The organism is Sphingopyxis terrae subsp. terrae NBRC 15098, from assembly GCF_001610975.1.
Lineage (GTDB): Bacteria > Pseudomonadota > Alphaproteobacteria > Sphingomonadales > Sphingomonadaceae > Sphingopyxis > Sphingopyxis terrae_A.
The window spans coordinates 1,757,268-1,775,564 of the sequence record NZ_CP013342.1; the positions used below are offsets into that span (position 1 = coordinate 1,757,268).

15 protein-coding genes and 3 pseudogenes are annotated in these 18,297 nt (G+C 62.8%); 6 read left to right on the forward strand and 12 right to left on the reverse strand.

What is annotated here, in order from left to right; genetic code table 11:
• The first annotated feature begins 2 nt into the window (after positions 1–2).
• Complete coding sequence (locus AOA14_RS08525; protein ID WP_062901470.1) at positions 3–938, forward strand: LysR family transcriptional regulator; 936 nt, start codon at positions 3–5, stop codon at positions 936–938.
• A 437-nt stretch (positions 939–1,375) separates the two neighbouring features.
• Here the strand turns inward: AOA14_RS08525 and AOA14_RS08530 are convergent, their stop codons facing one another.
• Together AOA14_RS08530 and AOA14_RS19725 are read right to left on the reverse strand one after the other, a co-directional pair.
• A complete protein-coding gene (locus AOA14_RS08530; protein WP_202988439.1) occupies positions 1,376–1,603 on the reverse strand; it encodes a hypothetical protein in 228 nt (75 codons plus the stop codon).
• 95 nt (positions 1,604–1,698) lie between these two features.
• A pseudogene (locus tag AOA14_RS19725) lies at positions 1,699–2,049 on the reverse strand (integrase core domain-containing protein); the annotation flags it as partial.
• Between the two features lie 154 nt (positions 2,050–2,203).
• On the opposite strand from AOA14_RS19725, the pseudogene AOA14_RS08540 reads away from it, so the two are divergent.
• A pseudogene (locus tag AOA14_RS08540) lies at positions 2,204–3,500 on the forward strand (IS110 family RNA-guided transposase).
• A gap of 209 nt (positions 3,501–3,709) precedes the next feature.
• Here AOA14_RS08540 and AOA14_RS19220 read toward each other — a convergent pair.
• Positions 3,710–4,722: pseudogene (locus tag AOA14_RS19220) on the reverse strand (IS3 family transposase); the annotation flags it as partial.
• Between the two features lie 66 nt (positions 4,723–4,788).
• Between AOA14_RS19220 and AOA14_RS08555 the strand changes: the two are divergent.
• Positions 4,789–5,142 carry a hypothetical protein gene (locus AOA14_RS08555; RefSeq protein WP_062901474.1) on the forward strand — a complete coding sequence of 118 codons (354 nt, stop codon included), beginning with the start codon at positions 4,789–4,791 and terminating at the stop codon, positions 5,140–5,142.
• A 245-nt stretch (positions 5,143–5,387) separates the two neighbouring features.
• Here AOA14_RS08555 and AOA14_RS19225 read toward each other — a convergent pair whose 3' ends face one another.
• Together AOA14_RS19225 and AOA14_RS08565 are read right to left on the reverse strand one after the other, a co-directional pair.
• Positions 5,388–5,741, reverse strand: a complete 354-nt coding sequence (locus tag AOA14_RS19225; protein WP_202988440.1) for an excalibur calcium-binding domain-containing protein — start codon at positions 5,739–5,741, stop codon at positions 5,388–5,390.
• Positions 5,742–5,869: 128 nt separating this feature from the next.
• Positions 5,870–6,301, reverse strand: a complete 432-nt coding sequence (locus AOA14_RS08565; RefSeq protein ID WP_062901475.1) for a thermonuclease family protein — start codon at positions 6,299–6,301, stop codon at positions 5,870–5,872.
• Between the two features lie 618 nt (positions 6,302–6,919).
• Between AOA14_RS08565 and AOA14_RS20260 the strand changes: the two genes are divergently transcribed.
• Genes AOA14_RS20260 through AOA14_RS08575 form a run of 3 tightly spaced genes read left to right on the forward strand, consistent with a single transcriptional unit; the run spans position 6,920 to position 9,468 of the window.
• Positions 6,920–7,051, forward strand: coding sequence for a hypothetical protein (locus tag AOA14_RS20260; protein ID WP_267960734.1), 132 nt, complete (start codon positions 6,920–6,922; stop codon positions 7,049–7,051).
• A gap of 57 nt (positions 7,052–7,108) precedes the next feature.
• Complete coding sequence (locus tag AOA14_RS19230; protein WP_202988441.1) at positions 7,109–7,750, forward strand: lasso peptide biosynthesis B2 protein; 642 nt, start codon at positions 7,109–7,111, stop codon at positions 7,748–7,750.
• Positions 7,750–9,468 carry an asparagine synthase-related protein gene (locus AOA14_RS08575; protein WP_062901477.1) on the forward strand — a complete coding sequence of 573 codons (1,719 nt, stop codon included), beginning with the start codon at positions 7,750–7,752 and terminating at the stop codon, positions 9,466–9,468. Before AOA14_RS19230 ends, AOA14_RS08575 begins: the two co-directional genes overlap by 1 nt.
• Here the strand turns inward: AOA14_RS08575 and AOA14_RS08580 are convergent.
• The 7 genes from AOA14_RS08580 to AOA14_RS08610 all read right to left on the reverse strand — a co-directional run bounded on the left by AOA14_RS08580 (position 9,463) and on the right by AOA14_RS08610 (position 18,226).
• On the reverse strand, positions 9,463–11,652 hold the full coding sequence (locus tag AOA14_RS08580) for a prolyl oligopeptidase family serine peptidase (protein ID WP_062901478.1): 2,190 nt from the start codon (positions 11,650–11,652) through the stop codon (positions 9,463–9,465). The genes AOA14_RS08575 and AOA14_RS08580 overlap by 6 nt on opposite strands.
• Complete coding sequence (locus tag AOA14_RS08585) at positions 11,642–14,179, reverse strand: TonB-dependent receptor (protein WP_062901479.1); 2,538 nt, start codon at positions 14,177–14,179, stop codon at positions 11,642–11,644. Before AOA14_RS08585 ends, AOA14_RS08580 begins: the two co-directional genes overlap by 11 nt.
• Before the next feature lie 97 nt (positions 14,180–14,276).
• Positions 14,277–15,266: a FecR family protein gene (locus tag AOA14_RS08590; protein ID WP_062901480.1), complete on the reverse strand. Its 990-nt coding sequence runs from the start codon at positions 15,264–15,266 to the stop codon at positions 14,277–14,279.
• The gene (locus AOA14_RS08595; RefSeq protein ID WP_238929757.1) at positions 15,263–15,904 is read right to left on the reverse strand and encodes an RNA polymerase sigma factor; all 642 of its coding nucleotides are present in this window, start codon (positions 15,902–15,904) and stop codon (positions 15,263–15,265) included. Before AOA14_RS08595 ends, AOA14_RS08590 begins: the two co-directional genes overlap by 4 nt.
• Before the next feature lie 218 nt (positions 15,905–16,122).
• The gene (locus AOA14_RS08600) at positions 16,123–16,734 is read right to left on the reverse strand and encodes a GntR family transcriptional regulator (protein ID WP_062901481.1); all 612 of its coding nucleotides are present in this window, start codon (positions 16,732–16,734) and stop codon (positions 16,123–16,125) included.
• The gene (locus tag AOA14_RS08605) at positions 16,731–17,606 is read right to left on the reverse strand and encodes a phytanoyl-CoA dioxygenase family protein (RefSeq protein WP_062901482.1); all 876 of its coding nucleotides are present in this window, start codon (positions 17,604–17,606) and stop codon (positions 16,731–16,733) included. The genes AOA14_RS08600 and AOA14_RS08605 overlap by 4 nt, the downstream gene beginning before the upstream one ends.
• Positions 17,603–18,226, reverse strand: coding sequence for an acyl-homoserine-lactone synthase (locus AOA14_RS08610; protein WP_062901483.1), 624 nt, complete (start codon positions 18,224–18,226; stop codon positions 17,603–17,605). Before AOA14_RS08610 ends, AOA14_RS08605 begins: the two co-directional genes overlap by 4 nt.
• Positions 18,227–18,297 lie beyond the last annotated feature (71 nt).

Consider the following 18,297-nt stretch of genomic DNA (forward strand, 5'->3'; position numbering starts at 1 on the left):
CGATGCGAAAGCCGCTCGCACCCGCCGGCGTCGAGCCCGACAAGGATGTCAGCTTCCGCGCGCTGCGCGTTTTTGCCGAGATAATGCGCACCGGATCGGCGACCGCCGCTGGCAAGCAATTGTCCCTGTCCCAGCCCGCGGTCAGCCGCCTGATAGCGCAGCTTGAAGCCCAGGTTGGCTTCGATCTCTTCTATCGCGATCGCGGTAAGCTGGTACCGACCGCCGATGGCACCAAGCTGATCCAGGAAGTCGAGCTTTCGCTCTCAAGCCTCGACCGATTCAACAGTCTGGTGCGTGACATTGCGGGCTATTCGGCGGGTACCGTCCGGATTGTCGCGCCGCCGAGCTTTGCCGAAGGCGTGCTGCCCGACATCGTCTCCCGCTTTCGGGAGCGCTTTCCGGGCGTCGAGTTCAGCATCGATTCGCGCAGCGTCGAAACCGCGCGGACGATGATCGCGATGCGTTATGTTGATTGCGGTTTCGTCAAGCTGCCGACCGACGAAAGCGATCTAGCGATCGAGCAGATAGTTTCGAGCGGATCGGTTTGCGTGATGCGCGGCGATCATCCGCTTGCCGGACGCGGCGAAATCACGCCGTCCGACATCGGCCGGCATCCTTTAATTCTGCTCGGCGCGGGGCGCCACTGGCGCACGCAGGTCGATGCCGCGTTCGCCGCCTTTGGCCTCCGCCCTACAGTGGCGATCGAAACGCACACGCACGGTTCAGCCTGCGCGCTTGCCGCACGCGGGAACGGGATGGCGATACTGAACGAATTGCTCGTTAAGCCCTATCTTCACCATCCGCTGGTCGCCCGACCCTTTGATCCGCCAATCGAGCATGAATATGCCTTTGCCGTGTCGAACGTGTCGCGGCCTTCGCGGCTGACGCTGGAATTTCAGAAGGAGGTGCGGGCCTATTTTGCGGCAAGGATGTTGTGAGTGGCACTCTTGGCCTGAGACGGCGGCGGGTACGCGGGGCATGGAGGCGCTTGTTCTTTCGCTCCAGCGCATGGGCTTCGAATGCAATCGCCATCGCCTCTTCGTGCCGCGCCAGATCGCGAATCGCTCCACCGCGCGTGGTTGTGAGCGCCGATCGAAGTGTCGATTCCAGGTCAGACCTGTTCAGCGCGGCCGCGGTCAGATCTAGCGCTCGCCTCAGTTCTCAGCCAACCTAGATCGCTGGGTGAGAGCCGCCGCCCGGCAGCACGGTGCGGTCGTCTCGCGGGGCCTATTGCAGCGCAAACGGGTCGGCAGATATTTCCGTCGCAGCCGGGGGGACCTTAGCGAACCGCAGCGAACCGCTTCCGTCTAGCTTGGGGAACTGCGACCGCGTTCGACGGACCGCAAAGCGACTATGCAGACTTCGAACAGAATCTTTAATGATGTTCATACTGTTTGAGCGCAGTCGCGCGATCATAGGGGGTCAATTCGTCGATGCGATGCTGTTCTATTTTCTCCAGCCAGTTGGGGTCGGCGAGGAGGACGCGACCGAGCGCGACGAGGTCGAATTCACCGCGTTCGAACATCGCAACCAGATCTTTCAAACGCCCCAGCATCGGCGAGGAAATCCCTTCGACGAAATCCTGCATCAGGTCGCGGTCCATGCCGATCGACCCCACGGTGATTGTCTGTCGTCAGAACATTTGGCGCAGATCGCGGCGTTGATTAGCGGAGCGCGGGCCTCGTCCTGGGGTTGATATTAAGCGGCGAGCTTGCGGTGCTGCAAGCGTCGGTGTTCGATGGTCTTCCGTTTGATCCTTTCGCGCTGTTGGATGATGGCGTCTGCCCTGCCGAAGTAGGTGTCGGCGGGCGTCACATTGCCGAGGCTTTCGTGATATCGGCGGTGATTATAGTGGTCGATGAAGGCCTCGATCCGGGTCTCCAGATCGCCGGGCAGGAAGTAATTTTCCAGCAGGATCCGGTTCTTGAGGGTCTGGCGCCAGCGCTCGATCTTGCCTTGGGTCTGGGGATGCATCGGGGCGCCGCGGACATGGCTCATACCGTTGGCACCGATCCATTGGGCCAGCTCCTCGGCGATGTAGCTCGTGCCCATAGCACATTGGGAAGCAGCCTTTCGAAGGGCCGCGATGCCTTGATGGAGACAAGGGCGCGTAGCGCCCGCCGGCTTCATCAAGGCAGTCATGACCTGCCAGCAGGTCTCTAAAGAGAAGTTGTCGACACAACCCTTTGGAGGCTGACCGATCATGACCAAGCTGTATTCTACGCCACCCGACGCCGTCCTGGTAGCCATCGATATGTCGAAGCACCGCCAGGAGGTTCTCCTCGAACGACCGGAGGGCGGCCGCCGACGCCGTATGACCGTCATGGCAACGAAGGCGGACTATGACCGGCTGGCGGACGATCTGACGACCATCGGTAGGCCCGTGATCGTCGGCTTTGAAGCAACCGGCAACTATCACCGCACGTTGGCGCATCGATTGCTGTCCGCCGGGTGCGAACTGCGCCTGATTTCGTCGGTCGCCTTGGCCCGGACACGCGAAGCGCTGCACAATGGCTGGGACAAGAATGATTCCAAGGACGCGCAAGTCATCCTGCACATGCTGAAGATCGGCGCGACCCAGCGCTATGTCGATCCGCTGGCGGCAGGGATCAACGATCTGCAGGAGATGTCGAAGACGCATGAAGCCATATCGAAGGCGAAGACCCAGACCTGGCATCGGATCCTCACGCATTATCTGCCACTGTATTTTCCGGAGATCGAGCGTTTCGCCGGCAACAGCCGGTCCGACTGGTTCCTGGCGTTGATCGAACGCTTCCCGACGCCGGGCAGCATCACCTCGATCGGACGCGAGGCGTTCACCGAACAGGCCTGGCCGCTGATCGGTCGCAAGGTCTCCAAGGCCCGGGTGGTCAACGATATTTACGAGACCGCCTGTGCATCGATCGCGCTGCCGATCGACGAAGATTCCACGGCGGTCGCCATGTTCCGCATGGTCATCGCCCAGGCACGCACCCTGATTCAGCAGCGTAACGAGATCGAGCGGATCGCCCATGACGCGCTGGCGACGAACAGCGATTATCAGCTCCTGCGCATGATCCCCGGTATCGGTCCGATCAACGCCCTGACGATCCTGGCCGAGGCCGGCGATCTGCGCCGGTTCAGCCACCATCGCCAGTTCCTCAAGTTCTGCGGCCTCGACCTCGCTACCTACCAGTCAGGGATATTTCGGGGGCGGACGAAGCTATCAAAGTACGGCAATGCCCGGCTGCGACGCACCTTCTGGATGGCAACGCAGGTCGCGATCCGACAACCCAACAACAGCTTCCGTGACAAGCTCTCCCGCTATGTCGATGGCCATGCCGACGACCCCGATCGCCGCCGCAAGGCGATGACCGCTCTCACCGCCAAGATGGCGCGCGTCGTGCACGCCGTCATCAAGACGGGAACCGAGTACCGCCCGTTCGTCGAACGGGCGGACACCAGATGGAAGGACCCCTCTCTGCTGTGCCGTGAGGGCGCTACGGCGACCCTGTAGATAATGTTCGGGCCTTCCATCTGGCATGCGTATCTCATCTTAAGGACGGTGAGGACCACGATCCCGATGATCGATGGATTCTATGTTTGCTATGGCCGAGAGCGCCTTCCTTGACGATGGAAGCCATCTGGATCATAAAATCATCAGCGCCGATCACATTCGGCGCAACGAGATCTGCTGGCCTGTTCCCGCCGCTGCTTCCCAACATAGGACGTTATCGCTGAGCAGCCTGGGCTTTTGCACGACCCTGGCCGACGAACAGCCCGAGGCTTCAAGCGCCAGTTCCAGCGTGTCGGTGACGTCCCCGGCGCGCATGGTGGTGCAAAGCTTCCAGGCGATGACATAGCGGGAGAAGTCGTCGAGCACGGTCGACAGATACACCCAGCCCCAACCGATGATTTTGAAGTAGGTGAAGTCGGTCTGCCACATCTCGTTCGGCCGCGTCGTCTTGGTGTGGAACGCATCGGCCGCCTTGATCACGATGAAGGCCGGGCTGGTGATCAGGTCATGGGCTTTCAGAAGCCGGTAAACCGTCGATTCCGACACGAAGTAGCGCTTCTCGTCGGTAAAGCGCACAGCCAACTCGCGGGGCGATAGCTCGGACTCGTCCAGCGCCATCTCGACGATCTGCTGCTGGATATCGTTGCCGATGCGATTCCACACCCGGCTCGGCGCCGATGGCCGATCCTCTAGCGCCTCCGGCCCGCCTTCGAGGTAGCGGTCATACCATCGATAGAAGGTCCGGCGGGGGATGCCGAGCTGGTCCAGCGTCCGCTTGGCGGGCAGATGCGACTGCTCGACGATCCTGATGATCTCGAGCTTCTCAGATGCGGGATACCTCATTCTTCGTCGCCCCCATCCGCGATCATGCTTTTTTTGAGCAGACGGTTTTCCAGCGTCAGGTCGGCCACGCATTCCTTCAGGGCACGGGTTTCGCGGCGCAGATCGTGCACCTCGCCGGTGGTCGCAGCTCGGGCGGTATCGCCGGCCAGACGACGCTTGCCCGCTTCCATGAACTCCTTCGACCAGGTGTAATACAGGCTCTGGGCGATGCCTTCCTTGCGGCACAGCTCGGCGATGCTGTCTTCGCCGCGCAGCCCCTCCAGCACGATCCTGATTTTGTCCTCTGCAGAGAAGTGCCGGCACGTCGCACGCCGTATGTCCTTCACCACCCGCTCAGCTGGGGCCTTCGGCGCCGATTTTTTCAAGGAGGATTTGGGCTTCATCTTCGTTCCTTCGTCACTACGACGAAGCCCAAATCCTCCTTAAATCACAACCTCAAATCTGTGCCATTGGCGCTGACGGCGGACAGTCCGCAGGCGCCATTCGCCAACCTGCCGACCTCAATCGAGCAGAATGCCATCTGGATCTCGCGCTGCATCGCCAAGATGGAAAATGAAGAGTTCGATATCTTCGAACCACGGGAAGCTGCGGAACGCGAATGGACCGCTGCGACCGCGAATATCCATGGCCAGACACTGATGGCCGAAGGCGACAAGGTCAATTCATGGATGATGGGCGCCAATCGCGACGACAAGGGTGCACGCGTGCTGATCTATTTCGGCGGCGCCAACCTATATTATGACGCGCTCGATCAGTCGGCGGCCGAGGGTTTCCCGGAGTTGGAGTTCAGAAGTCGCGCCTAGGCGGCGCGGGCAAATTTGAAAAAGTATTCGGCGGTGGCGAGATGGAACGCTCCGTGAGGCAGTCACGCATTGGCCGCTTGGAGTTGATTGAAGCTATCGGCGATCGCCCGCCAACGCTCGACGTCCAAGATGTCGCGCGTCATGGCCGAGACATGCACCCGCTCAGCGATGAACTGTGGCCTGCGCGCCCACGTGCTCCTTCTCGGCGTGGAGCGCACAGGCCTACAGTTCATACTCGGGCGACATCACTCGCAACCGATGCCGTCGCCATCGCGATCGAGCCGCGGCGCATAGCCGGGATCGCCGATGCGAACAGGAGCAGCGCCAGCCGCGCGTGCTTCCCGGCAATTGCGAAAGGGCCGACTTCCGAAGGCCCGTTGCGGTTCGTCCGAGACAAAGCGCTGCGGCTGGAGCGCAAAGGGCTCGCGCTCGGCATAAGAGGCGCTGGGATCGTAATTGGCTGGCGCCTGGCCAACAAGAGCCTGGGGTGCCTCGTATGCGCTGCGCTTCGGATCTTCACTCGACAGCTTGCCGGCAACGAACGCAAACAGCGCCACGAGCGCAATCGTTCCTATGTTGCTGTTGCCCCTCTTGCCCATGTCGGAAGACTGCCACGAAGGGGTTAAAGAGTCGATTCAGCCGAAGAGCCGCCTTCAGACAGCGTAGGCGAAGGTCCCGACTGCGGCGGTCGCGAGCGCCAGGCCGATAGCGACGGTGGCGCGATCCTTCATGGGCAGCGATGCCCCTGCCAATAGCGGTCCCACTTGGCAGCATATCCGTTCCGCACCATTGCGCACGAAAGATCCCCCGACTTCGGCGAAACGCAAAAGGCCGCTGTCCGGTTTCCCCCGGCGCCGCCCGCGGAGCGGCAGTGCATCGTCGGGCCGCTGACTTTCACATGGCCGGTTCGCAACTTGCCCTGCGGCGTGCCAACGAGCTCGGCGAGATGATCGCGGGCGGCAACGGGGTCGGCGGCCGGGCAGGGGTGGCCGGGACGGCATGAGCCGTCCATTTCGCGCGCCGCGATGCCCGACAGGCGAATGTGCGGCCCTTCGGCGCACCAGATCGGCCCGTCGCCATCCCAAACGGCCGTGGGCGTGCAATCGAAGGATTGGCCCGCAGGAACGACCGCGGCCGCGAGAACAAGCGCAATTATCATTTCGGCTCGCATCCTTCCGGCCAAGGCTCGTCAATGCCCCAGACATCGCACACGCCATGGCTTTGGGGCTTCACCTCGGTCGATATCACCATGCGGCTGCTCTCGTCCACGATCTCCACGAGCAAGGCCGCAAGCATGCCGGCAGCATAATCGTCGCTCCGTTGGGGCTCAGGGCGACCGCGACCATTCTTGCCCTGCCGCCTTGTCTTGATATTAATTCAGACGCTGTCCCGCAGTTGCTGGCGATCGATCCGGCGCATGTCAGGGCTCGACCAGGCCGGCGCGGCTGTTCCCGGCCTCCGGAGCTCACGCCGTTGACCGCGAACGCTGAAACATCCAATTCCGGTTCCGGTTGTCGTTGCCAATCGACCATATAATCCTGAATAAAAACCCGCACTTCGAAATCAATGAGGTGTGTGACCGGGTTCCGCTACGCATGTCCAGGCGAAAGCTAAAGGTAGCGGTATGCGCCCCGACGTGTATTTCCCTAGCTCGGTCGCTTTTTACGTGGATCCATGTTGCCAATAATAATTGAATTATAAGTTGGAAACGGCTTTCCGCAAAACATACTTTTCTCATGCGACTCATCTCGGTCGCAATGCTGAAAAGGAATGTGACATGAACACGCATGACGACATCATCGACCTCGGCGCCGCCCAGGACGAAACCCATGGCGCGCTGCCGGCGGGCCAGCCGGACGTGCAGCCTGGCGATCGCTTCATCCTTGGCGGTATCAGCGCCGACGATTGATCGATGCGTGGCGTGCGGTCTCGGCACTGCACGCCACTTTCGCTCGGATACTTTCTCATGGGAAAGCCTGCCTCCGCCGCAACGTACTGGTGCCGAACGGGCAATGGTTTCATATTTCTGGATTTGGCTTCAGATCGCTATTTCACACTTGAACCAAGCGCAGCGGATCGGTTCTCTCTCATCATTCATCGTGGACAGGAGGCCGCAGACGAAGATTGGCTTGCTGCTCGAGGATTGCACAATCTGGCCCGGCCGGTGGATCAAATATTCCCCGAAGCAATCGCACCGACGTCAAGCTATTTGGATTCTCCAGGCGCGGAGAAGGCGTCCGCAGTCGATACCATACGCGCCATATACGCCCTGGCCCTAGCGCGGCGGCATGTTCGAAAGCTTCGGCTGGGACAGATTTTGAGCACCTTCCCCCAAATCGAGCCGTTGCCGACAGAGGAGCAACGCTCGGCCGGGCGCAGCGCGGCGGCCGCGTTTAAGCGCGCAAGGCGCTATTTTTCCGGTGTGGACGAATGTCTTGGCTGCGGCGTTGCAATGCGCCGAGTGCTGGCCGGAAAGGGCTGCGACGCCCGGTTGGTGGTCGGCGTGACCTTGCCATTTGCTGCGCACTGCTGGGTCCAGCTCGGCTCGGCGGTGCTGACAGATCCGCTTGATGTCGTGCTTCCCTACACCCCCATTTTGATCGCCTGATGGCAGCCTATTTTCGCCTTGAAGTTCCCAGACGTTCGGATCGCAACGGCGGCAATAAGGCCGAGGTGGACCGGTCGGCACTCCTGCTCCACGGCGCTCGGCTTTGGTGCGACGAACATCCGCTGGAAGTTGGCGGAGATGGATATCTGATCGGTCATCTGTTCGAGCGAGGTGCCACGAGCCGGGTGCTCGACCTGTGCGAGGCGGCGGCCGAAAAAATCCTCGCATCTGGCGGCCGATCGCTCGCTACCGACTATTGGGGCGGTTATGTCGCAATCCTGGCGCGACCTGATGGACATATTGCCGTTTTTCGCGATCCTTCAGGATTGCTGCCCGTCTATTACCGCGAAGATGATCGATGCTTGATCGTGTCGAGCGATGCTGCGGAGCTCGGCAGACGCGGCGGGGTCGATTATCCTGCAATGCTGAGGTTCCTGGCCAGCGCCGGCGCGCCGAGCAGGGAAACCTGCCTCGAAGATGTCCGGCTACTGCTTCCCGGAGAAGGGCTGATAGTCGCCGGAGGCTCCCATCAGCTGGAAAGCTGGTGGTCCCCTTGGGATTGGACGCAGGTCAGACACAGATCATATGCTGCAGCCGCCAAAGAGCTTCGCGCCGTCGCGCTCGACTGCATTGGAAGCTGGACGTCCTGCTTTGACTCGATACTCGTCGGCGTGTCTGGAGGTCTCGATTCCTCTATCGTCGCCCGCGCCGCCGCTCACCGCGCAGTGGCACTTCATTGCCTCACGATGGTCGAAGACGACGCTATTGGAGATGAGCGTCGCTATGCTTCCATTCTCACTACGGCACTCGGCATTCCATTGCTCGAAGCGCATTACAACCTCAGTGCGGTCGATATCGGCCGCGCCGTGGCTCCGCACCATCCATGGCCCCATGCCCCTTTCTACATGCAGGCGATCGAGGCGGTGCATGACGGACTCTGCCGCGAGCAGAAAATCGATGCATTTTTTTCGGGTAATGGGGGAGACAATATCTTCTGTTCGATCCGCAGTGCCGCGCCGTTCGTCGATCGCTTCATGGCGCAGGGGCCGCGCCATGGGCTCTTCGACACGCTGCGCGACTTGAGCGATTTGACGGGCGCGAGCGGCACGACCATCCTTCGACATGCCTGGAACCGCTATCGCGATGCCGCTCGTCCCCCGTCCCTTCATCGTGACTATTCGGGACTCTCCGCTGCTGCGATTGCCGAATTGGAGCATTCCCCTCCCTCGCACCCCTGGATGCAGGCGCCCGAAGGCACCCTTCCCGGCAAGGCGGCGCACGTCAGACTGCTGGCTCGCGCGCAGCGCAGCATTGAACTCTATCCCCGCCGTACCCATCCGGAGCATGTCCCGCCCCTGCTTTCGCAGCCCATCGTCGAGACATGCCTGTCCATCCCGACATGGCAGTGGGTGGCTGGAGGCAGGGATCGGTCCGTTGCGCGAGCTGCCTTCAGATCCGTCGTGCCAGCCGAACTTCTGCGCCGCACCTCGAAAGGCGGACCGGGCGGCTTCATGCATCGTATCTATCAGGCAAACGCCGAACGCGCTGGCGACCTGCTTCGCAACGGCCTGCTCGCGCGCGCAGGCCTGCTCGACTTGTCGATATTGGAAGCGGCATCCCGGCCGACAGCGCAAGGCTTCGAAAAGGCGCAGCGTGTACTCGAGCTTTGCGCGGCAGAAAGCTGGGCCCGTTGGTGGAGCGATGCCGCCCGGTCATGACGGCTCGGGCTGCAGGGCGCTGGGCGGTCGCGAGCAATCCCGCAATTGCGCTGCCATCGTTGACCAGCGGTCATATGTGCTAATGGGGGCCATGTTCGGATCGCGTCGCCCGCGAAGCCAGAAATCGAACCAGGCCATATTCTCGCGCATCGCGCGCAGCCGGTTCGATGGGATGTGAAACAAATGCGTTTCGTCGGTGGCAATATCCTCGCCGGGATAGAGGCTGATCTGGGCCGGCACCTCCGCATCGCGAAGCGCGGTATAGAAATCGATCGCTCCCGCAAAGGGAGACGCCATTTGCTGCAACACGGGCGCGCAGACCTTCTCTGCGCGAAGCGACGGCGACAGCTGACGATAGGAAGCGAGATGGCGGCCCGACGGCGGGCCGCCGAAAATGGCGTGATACCCCTCTTTCGGATCGGCATAGGATGCCGGCTCAAGATAATTGCCGTCCCCGCTGGATGCCGCTCCAAATATGGTCGATTGGGTCACAGCGACATTCACCATCTGCGATCCGCGGCTGTAACCCGCGATCCCAATCCGTTCGCGATCGATAATGCCTTTGCCGACCAATTCGTGGATCATGTCCTCGAAACTATAGACCCCGTTGAGCCAGATCAGTTCGCGGAGCCGCGACGGCCCGAGTACACCCGGGCCGCCGGACCATTCCATATAGGCATTCCAGAGCTCTGCCTGCTGCCGCGCCGAAGGATCATTCTGAAGGATGACAAGAAAACCGCGCTCGGCGAACAATTGGGCGGGATAATTCCATTGCAAGTCCGGGCTGGCGAAGCGCTCGTCGGCGTCGCTGCCATGCGTGATGAGGATCGCTGGATAGGCCTTCCCTTGCTGATAATCGCGCGGCCAGACTATGAAACCCGTCGACCGATAGCCTAGCCGGTTCGTCCATTCATGCGCGGTCACGCGGAGCGGCGCTATTGACTCATGAACAGACGAGAGCGAGGCGAGCGCCCGCACCTCCCCGGATTCCGGAGCGACATGCACCAACCGCGGGGCTTGATTGAGGGATTCTTCTACGCAAACACCCCACGCGAGGTCCTGGCGGAAATCGCAAGCGGTTAGGCTACCTGCGACGAGGAGTGGCTTGACCTTCCGGCTGCCGAGCAGAACCAGCCCATAGCGTGGGTGCGGTATCGTCCGCACGCCAAGCACCGCCTTGCGCCCGTCGTTCGCCAGCCAATTGCCTGCCGCACGCGGATCGCCAATATAATAGGGTTGTGGGCCATAATGGATTTTGCGGCCATCCGGGCGCGTCTCCGTGAGGTCGAGCTCGCGGCCAAAGCCTTCGCTCGCGAGCACGCCGCCATGCGGACCGCTGACCAGGCCGATCGACGGGAAACCCGGTTCCTGCTCCGCGGGATGGCTTGATCCTGTTGCAAAGCTCCAAATGAAGGTCCCGGTGCCACCCGAACGCTCCGCATCGCCTTGCTCCAATTGGTAGCGGGGGCCCTCGCGCGTCCACTGCACATTCGCACCATAGTAGAAAGCGAGACGATCTTGAGCTGGCCGCGATGCCACCAGCCACTCTTCGCCCGCGGCCGATCTCAGTCGCAATTCCACTGTTGCCTTTACCGGCGCGCGCCGCCGGTAGCGCTGTGCGACGACCGTAGCGTCGATCGACATGGCGAGCGGTTCGGGACGCGGCCTGAGCGTCGCATACCAAAGCCATCGTCCGTCAGGAGACCAGTCGTGATATAATATGCCGATCCGGCGCGGTGCGCCGCTTCGTACGGCGAAGAGCCCGCCTTCCGTCTGCCCGACGGTAACGACGGCCTCTCGCTTGAGCAGCAGCGTGAGCGTCCCGCGCGCGTCCAGCTTATAGAGTTGAAGCCCATCTCCGCGATCGATCAGGAGGCTCCAGCCTCGGCCATCCGGCAGACGTCTGAGCTGTTCGGCGCTTGGCGCCCGCAAAATTTCGCGGGACCTGTGCGAGTCGAGATCGTACAGATGAAGGATCGAGACGCTTTTATCGGTTTCGATATCCGCTCGCCGCTCGAGATAGGCGAGCGACCTGCCATCGCTCGCCAATCTCAGATCGAAATCGGTCGGTACGATCGCGATATTCTCGATCGTCCATCGACGGCCTTCCGTGGCTTCGATCGGACTGCCAGTGCCGAGGATCGCCACGAAGGCAAGCGCCGACGCACGCGCCTTACCAGTCATGTCGGACCGTCACGCTCAAAAAGCGTCCAATAGCCGACCCGTTGGTTGTGTCGAACGGCGTGTCGAACGGCGACGTCGTGAAAATCGGCGCGGGCTTGCTGTTGAACAGATTCTGCGCGCTCAACGCGATTTCCGTCCCCTTGGCCAGCTTTATGCGGCCGGTGAGATCGATCGTCGTCGATCCCTTTATCTGGATAAAAGCCGGACGGCGGTTGTCGGTGACGGCGCCGCTGTGGTTGAGGAAGGCGGAGAGCGAAAAGTTATTACCGCTCAGCGTCAGCCCGCCGCGTGCCCGGAAATGCGCCGGATGGAAGATTGTCCCGGCAAGGTCGGTTACCGGCAGGCCAGTGAGAAGCTGCTGGCTGCTATCGAGCCAAGTAGCACCGGCATTCAGACTTAGCTGACGGTTGCTGCCCAGCGCGGCGTCGTATCGCACGGCCACATCGACCCCACGATATTTTTGCCGTGCGACATTGCGGTCGCGCGCATCGAGGAAGGCCACAACGCGCGCGGGATCGTAGGGCGCGCCCGTTATGTTCTGGAGCCCGCCATCGGCGCCATCGAAGATGGTGTCCAGCAGTGCCGGTGCCGGATTGCGAGTCACGAGATCGGCATAGATGGGGTTGTCGAGAACCCCGGCACCCGAAGCCAGCGGCGGCGCGACCCGATCCTTGTAGTCGATCCGGAAATAGCTCGCGGTTAGCGCGAGCCCCGACAGTGGCCGCACGGTTGCGCTGAAAGTCCAGTTTTCCGATCGCTCGGGCCCGAGCCGATCATTTGCGCCAAGCGCGTAAGCAATGGTTGAACCGGCAGGAAAGCCTTGGCCGAAGCCGCCAACCGGGACGAGCAGTGCCGAATAGCCCGAGTATTGCTGATAGAGCGTCGGGAGTTTGAAGGATCTGCCCCACGACACCCCGAGCCGGAGCTGCTTTATCGGATCATAGACGAAACCAAGCTTCGGAGTGACGATGTCTCCGGAGTCGGAATAATCCTCGTAGCGCAGCGCCGCGGTGATCGAAGCGCGGTAGGCGAGCGCGATATGCTGGTCGGGACTCGTCAGAGGAAGCAGCAACTCGCCATAGGCGAAGTGATTGCGGCGCGAGCGGGCAAAGCTGCGCGTGCCGATCTTCGATGAGAAGCGATTGATCCGATAGCCTCCACCCAGCGCAAGGCGCGCGGCGCCCGCGGGGAGGTCGAATAGCCGACCCTCGAGCCCGGCCTCAACGGCGATGTTCCGGTTGAAGAAATGTCGTGCGGTCGCGCTGCTCGGCGCACCGCCGCTGTAATTCTGACTGAGGCCGTCGGTCGTGTCGGTTCCGAAAAATGCTCCGACATTGAGTTTCCAACTCCCCGACAGGTCAGCGGACAGGGTTGGGGCGAAACCGAATGTCTCAAACTCGGTGCGCGCTTCGAGCCCCGCGTTGCGGAGTGGCTGGGCCACTGTGAAGCCCGTGGCCGATTTCATTCTTCCGCGCTTGTAGATGAGGTCGGCTGCCAAGGTCACACCGCCTCCGAGCGACTGGTGCCCGCTCAAGAGAAGCGCGTGCCTGCTCAAGTCGGGATATAGCGTGGAATGGGGATTATTCGCGCCGGCATAGCTGCGATCCTTCGCCCGGATCGCGGTACCGCGCGAATAATCATAAGCCGCGATGATGCCGCCCTCCGACCAGGCCGAGCCGCCAAGAAGATTATATTGCTGCTGGAAATTGCCGCCGTCGGTCGAAGCCCCGAGCCGCACGCTGGTCGACACGCCATCATAGTCTCGCTTGAGCAGAATATTGACCACCCCGGCCACCGCGTCGGCGCCATATATCGCGGATGCGCCATCCGCCATGATCTCGACGCGATCTACAGCGGCGATCGGAATGGCGCTGACGTCAATGACCGAGTTTACGCTGCTATAGGCAAAGCGCTTGCCGTTGATCAGCGTCAGCGTGGCATTGGGACCGATCCCGCGCAGGTTGAAGGTCGATGCGCCATTGGCGTTGACATTCTCATTGGCCGCGCCCTGCGTATTGCCGATCCCCGGATTCTGCCCACCGCCGAAATTCTGAGGCAAGCTGCGCGCAACCTCTCCGAGATCGGCATGCCCGGCATTGCGGATATCCTCGGCGCTGATGTCGATCACTGGCGCTGCGGCGGGCGCGCCGGCGATGCGCGAACCGGTGACGACAATCGCAGCGGGCTCGCTCGTGGGGGCTGCCGGCGCTCCGGCGGAGCTCAGGATGATCACCGACCCCTCCTCGAAGCGGGCGGTGAGGCCGCTGCCGGCGAGAAGCGCCTCGATCGCTTCGCGAAGCGTCAGTTCGCCGCGCAGGGCAGGCGCCGTCTTCCCCGCGATGCTAGGCGCGCTCACATAAAGCTCGATATCGGCGAGCAGAGCGACGCGGCGCAGCGCATCGCCGAGGTCCTGCGCCGGTAGATCATAGGACTGGCGTGGCGCCTGCATCGCCTGCGCGGCTTGCGGCGACAGGCAGGCGGCGGTCCCGGCAAGCAGGACGCCCAGCGAACGGATTCTGATCGACATTTTCACTCCCCCAAAGGCTCGGCCGTGCATCAGGCAGGCGGTCAGTGGGGTGCGTTGACGGAAGAAGCCGAGCGACCTTAGCCGCGCGATGAAAAAATTATCGGCGGCTGAGGTGGATGGCGTCCGCCTGGCTGTCGACCGCTAGGTCGAGCAGCATTGCGATCCGTTCGGCAAACGCCTCGGTCTCACTGATGTGGAAGCGGCCCGACACCTCGCGTGCGGCTATCGCGCTATCGTCGATGACGATTGGGACCGCCGCATAGCGATTGGCCTCGGCGACGAGCGCGCCGAGCCTGATCGACCGATAGTCCGCCCAGCCCGCGGGCCAGCCGGCCGGAATGACCGTCGCCGGCGCCGCGACAGGCGCGAGCCGCTTGCCCGGCCCATAGGCAAGCGCGCTTCCCGCCTCGACTCGCTTCGCCTCTCCGCTATCCCCATCCGCGCGCACCTCGGCCGCGCCGCGGCGCAGCGATGCGACGACGGTCCCCTCCGCGTCGAGACTGAGATCGATCTCGGCATCATTGGCTATCGCCCCGCCGCGCCCCGCCTCGATCTTCAGCGGGACATCGCCCCGCACGACCGAAAGCCGCACCCGTCCCCTGACCAGACGAACGCTGCGTGCGTCCTTCGCGAAGGCGACGTCGAGCCGGCTGTCGGTGTCGAGCGTCACGCTCGAGCCGTCGGCGAGCTGAAAGGTCCGGATCTCGCCGCGCTGCGTCTCGATGGGTTCGGCGGCGAACGCCCTCGCTGCGCCGCCAGGCTGGCCGGGAAGCGGGGCGCCTGCGGCTCCGATCGCGATGATCAGGAGCGCGAGCGCGGTGGCGGCAGCGCCCCATGCGAACCAGCCGCGAACCCGGCCGCGCCGCGCCTCGGCATGCGCCGTTCCGTGGCGCGGTGACGTCTTGAGGATCGCGAGCGCGGCCATGCGCTTCTCGGCGCGCCGATAGGCTTCACGATGCTCGGCCGATGCCTGCAGCCACGCATCGAACTCGTCGCGGAGTGCATCTCCATCACCGCCGCGCAGTTTAACGAGCCAGGCCCGTGCGACTTCATCGACCGTGTAATCATGGCCGCCGGGTCCGCTCATTGTTCGCCGTCCACCACCTTTGCGATCAGACCGAGTGCTTTCATCATATGATATTCAACCGTCGCGATGCTGATGCCGAGCTGCTCATGTATCTCGCGATAGGAGAACTCGTCCACCCGGTGCATGAGAAAGACACGGCGTGTCTTCGGCGGCATGGCGTCAACCGCTTGCTCATAAAGTCGCAGCAGATCAGCGGCTTCGAGATTCCATTCCTGGGTCGCCGGAGTTGCCGCATCGCTTTCTTCGCGCAGCGAAAAGAGGGCCGTGGGCGCAGACTTGCGGCGGCGCGCCCGGTCGATCAAGAGGTTCTGGGCAATGCGGCGCAGAAAACCGCCCGGGTTGGCGAGCCGGTCGCGCTGCGCGCTTCCTGCGGCGCGCGCAAAAACTTCCTGTACAAGATCGGGCGCTTCCTCTGCTCCCGCCTTGCGGCGCAGGAAATAAAAGAGCGACGCGCGGTGAGTACGGTACGCCGTCTCCAGATCTTGCCCGGATACGCATTGCTGTTCGGTCGGCACCGGACGATCGTCGGGATGCGCGTGGCACGCTGACGACACCGAAAAGGGATGGCGCGACGGGGCGCGGTCGCCGCAGGTACAGGAGGGCACGGCACAAAATCCCGCAGGCACGAGCGGCGCCATCCCGCCGCGGCCGGATGCCCGTCTCTCCATGCTGCGCCGCCGTTCGGTCGCGGGTGCGATCCAGGTCCGGTTCGGCCGCCGGTCCGGTCAGGGACTGGCGCATTTAATGCCTGGCGAAAGATTCCGCGCAGGAGCTGCCAGCGATGCTTCCGCGCCCCTGAATCATGTCAAGTGCGAGGGGCGCTGACAAGCAAAAGTGTCGGATGCGGTCTCGCGCATCAAGCCTGGCCGCCCTGGTGAGCGCCAAGCATCCGTGCAAAGCGCGCCGCCTCGTGCGCCCGTCTCTCATGATAGCCAAGCAGCAAATTTCGGACCGCGGCCTGCGGTTCGGCATCGGCGACTGCGGTCTCGATCCGGCGGTACTCGCTCTCTACGTCGCCGAGGATTGCCGCATCGAAGTGCCGTGAGAACTGCAGCCGGTCGCCGATCGCCGCTATGCTCGCGACGATCTCGCCGTTCGAAGTTCGTTCGGCGATGGCGAGGAACAGATCGGCGATCCGGTCGGGATAGGGCTGGTCGGCAGACACCGGCGCTGCGGCCGCATTCGGTGCCGCCGCAATCGCGGCGAGCAGGAGCACCTGATGCAGTTCGAGAAGGTCGCGAAATTCGGTCTCGGTGAGGCGATGCACATGAAAACCCTCACCCGGTCGGAAGTCGACCATGCGTTCGCCATCCAGCCGGAAGAGGCTGTCGCGCACCGGAGTCAGACTGACGCCAAGTTCATCGGCGACGCGCGCGGCTTCGATCCTCGCGCCGGCCGGCCACACACCCGTCATCAGGCGCCGTTTGACCGCCTCATAGGTCGGCTCGAACACATGCGCGGGGCTCATTGGGCGTTCCTCTGGCCGGCGGCAAAATCGGCGACGGCATCGGCCTGGTCGGGACGAAGCGCATCGACGGCGCCGACTGGACCAGGCGGATCGCCTTGCAGGAGGATGGAAGGGCACTGCCCCTCATAATTGCCAAGGTTGGGGCGGTGCTGCGCATAGCCCGCTAGCGCCGCGAGCCCGGGCGGAAAATCTCTTGCGACGTGAGGTGGGTAAGCCAGCCACAGATTTTCATAGGGCTTCAGCCATCCTAAACTGTAGCTCACGAGCACGCCGCGCCGGACGTTCTCGCTGATGTTCGCGCCAGCGCCATGCGCGGTCGATCCCAGAAAGCAGATCGCCGCCCCGGGTTCGCATTCGGCATATATGGGAGGGCCGGTATCCTCTTTGGCCATACCGCTGACGCCATGGCTTCCCGGATAGATTTCGGTCGCGCCATTGTCCCTGGTGAAGGGCGTCAGGGGCCAGAGGACATTGACCAGATATTCCTGGCTGCCGTCTGCCCCGCGCCACATGTCCTGATCGCGATGCGGAAACTGCCGCACTTCACCGGGGTGGATCTCGATCGCCTGCGTGAGGTTGAGCTGGATGCGTTCGCATCCCGTTCCAAGGATCGCCTCGACGGCGGGCAGAACGAGAGGGTCGAGCACCAGATCGGCCATGTGCCGCGAGCGCCGCAACAGGCTGCCGAACCGCTTCGTTCGCCGTCCGTAGAAGTCGCCCTGGCAAAAGGGCGTTTCGGCAAAGACCGGCTCGAGATCCTTCGCGAGGGCGTGCACAGGCGCGGGCGCGGCCCCATGCAGGATGCAATATCCGTCGCGGCGGAGCTCGCTGACGAGGCGCCCAAGGGCGGCGTGGTTGATAGCCCTTCTCATGGTGCGAGCTCCCCGCTTTCGAGTCTGAGCCCGAGCGGCGCCCATGTTCCCGTCCGCTGCAGCCCGGGAAGCGTGTCCTCATCGATCCGGATGCCGAACGCGAGGATCGGGCATGCCCCGTCGGGCCGCGCAGGGCCGAACGCGCGGCAGGACCAGCCGAAGCTGCTGATCTTCGCGAACCAGCGCGTGTCGGCGATCCCGACATATTCGCGGATGCCGCTGTGAAGGGCATGGTCCGCAAGGGCGCTGACGAGCTGATTGCGCGCGTCGAGACGCTCTGCCGCCGTTTGCGCCGGGTCGAGGCAGAAGCGGCTGACCTCCCAGATGCTCTCGTCAGAGGGCGCGCCGTCCGGACAGAGGTGCGGGTAGATGTTGCCGAGAAGATGCGGCGATGTCGTGGGCAGCAATCGCGCCGATGCACGGTGACGCAGATCGTCGGGATCGAGAAGGATAAGATATCGGGCCTGCGGATTATCGAACTGGTCGAGCTCGAAGCGGTCGTCAAGGGCAGGAAGATCCCATTTTAACCGGTCGATGAACACGTGTTTGCGGGCGGCGAACATGGCGCGCAGCGCCGCGTCGCCGGGCGCAGTTGGCGCCCGCGGGGATTGATCGGTCATGAAATGTCCTTTGTTGCTGGAAGCTCATTTCAGACCACCAATCCCGCGGGGCGGCTATTCCCATTTATGGG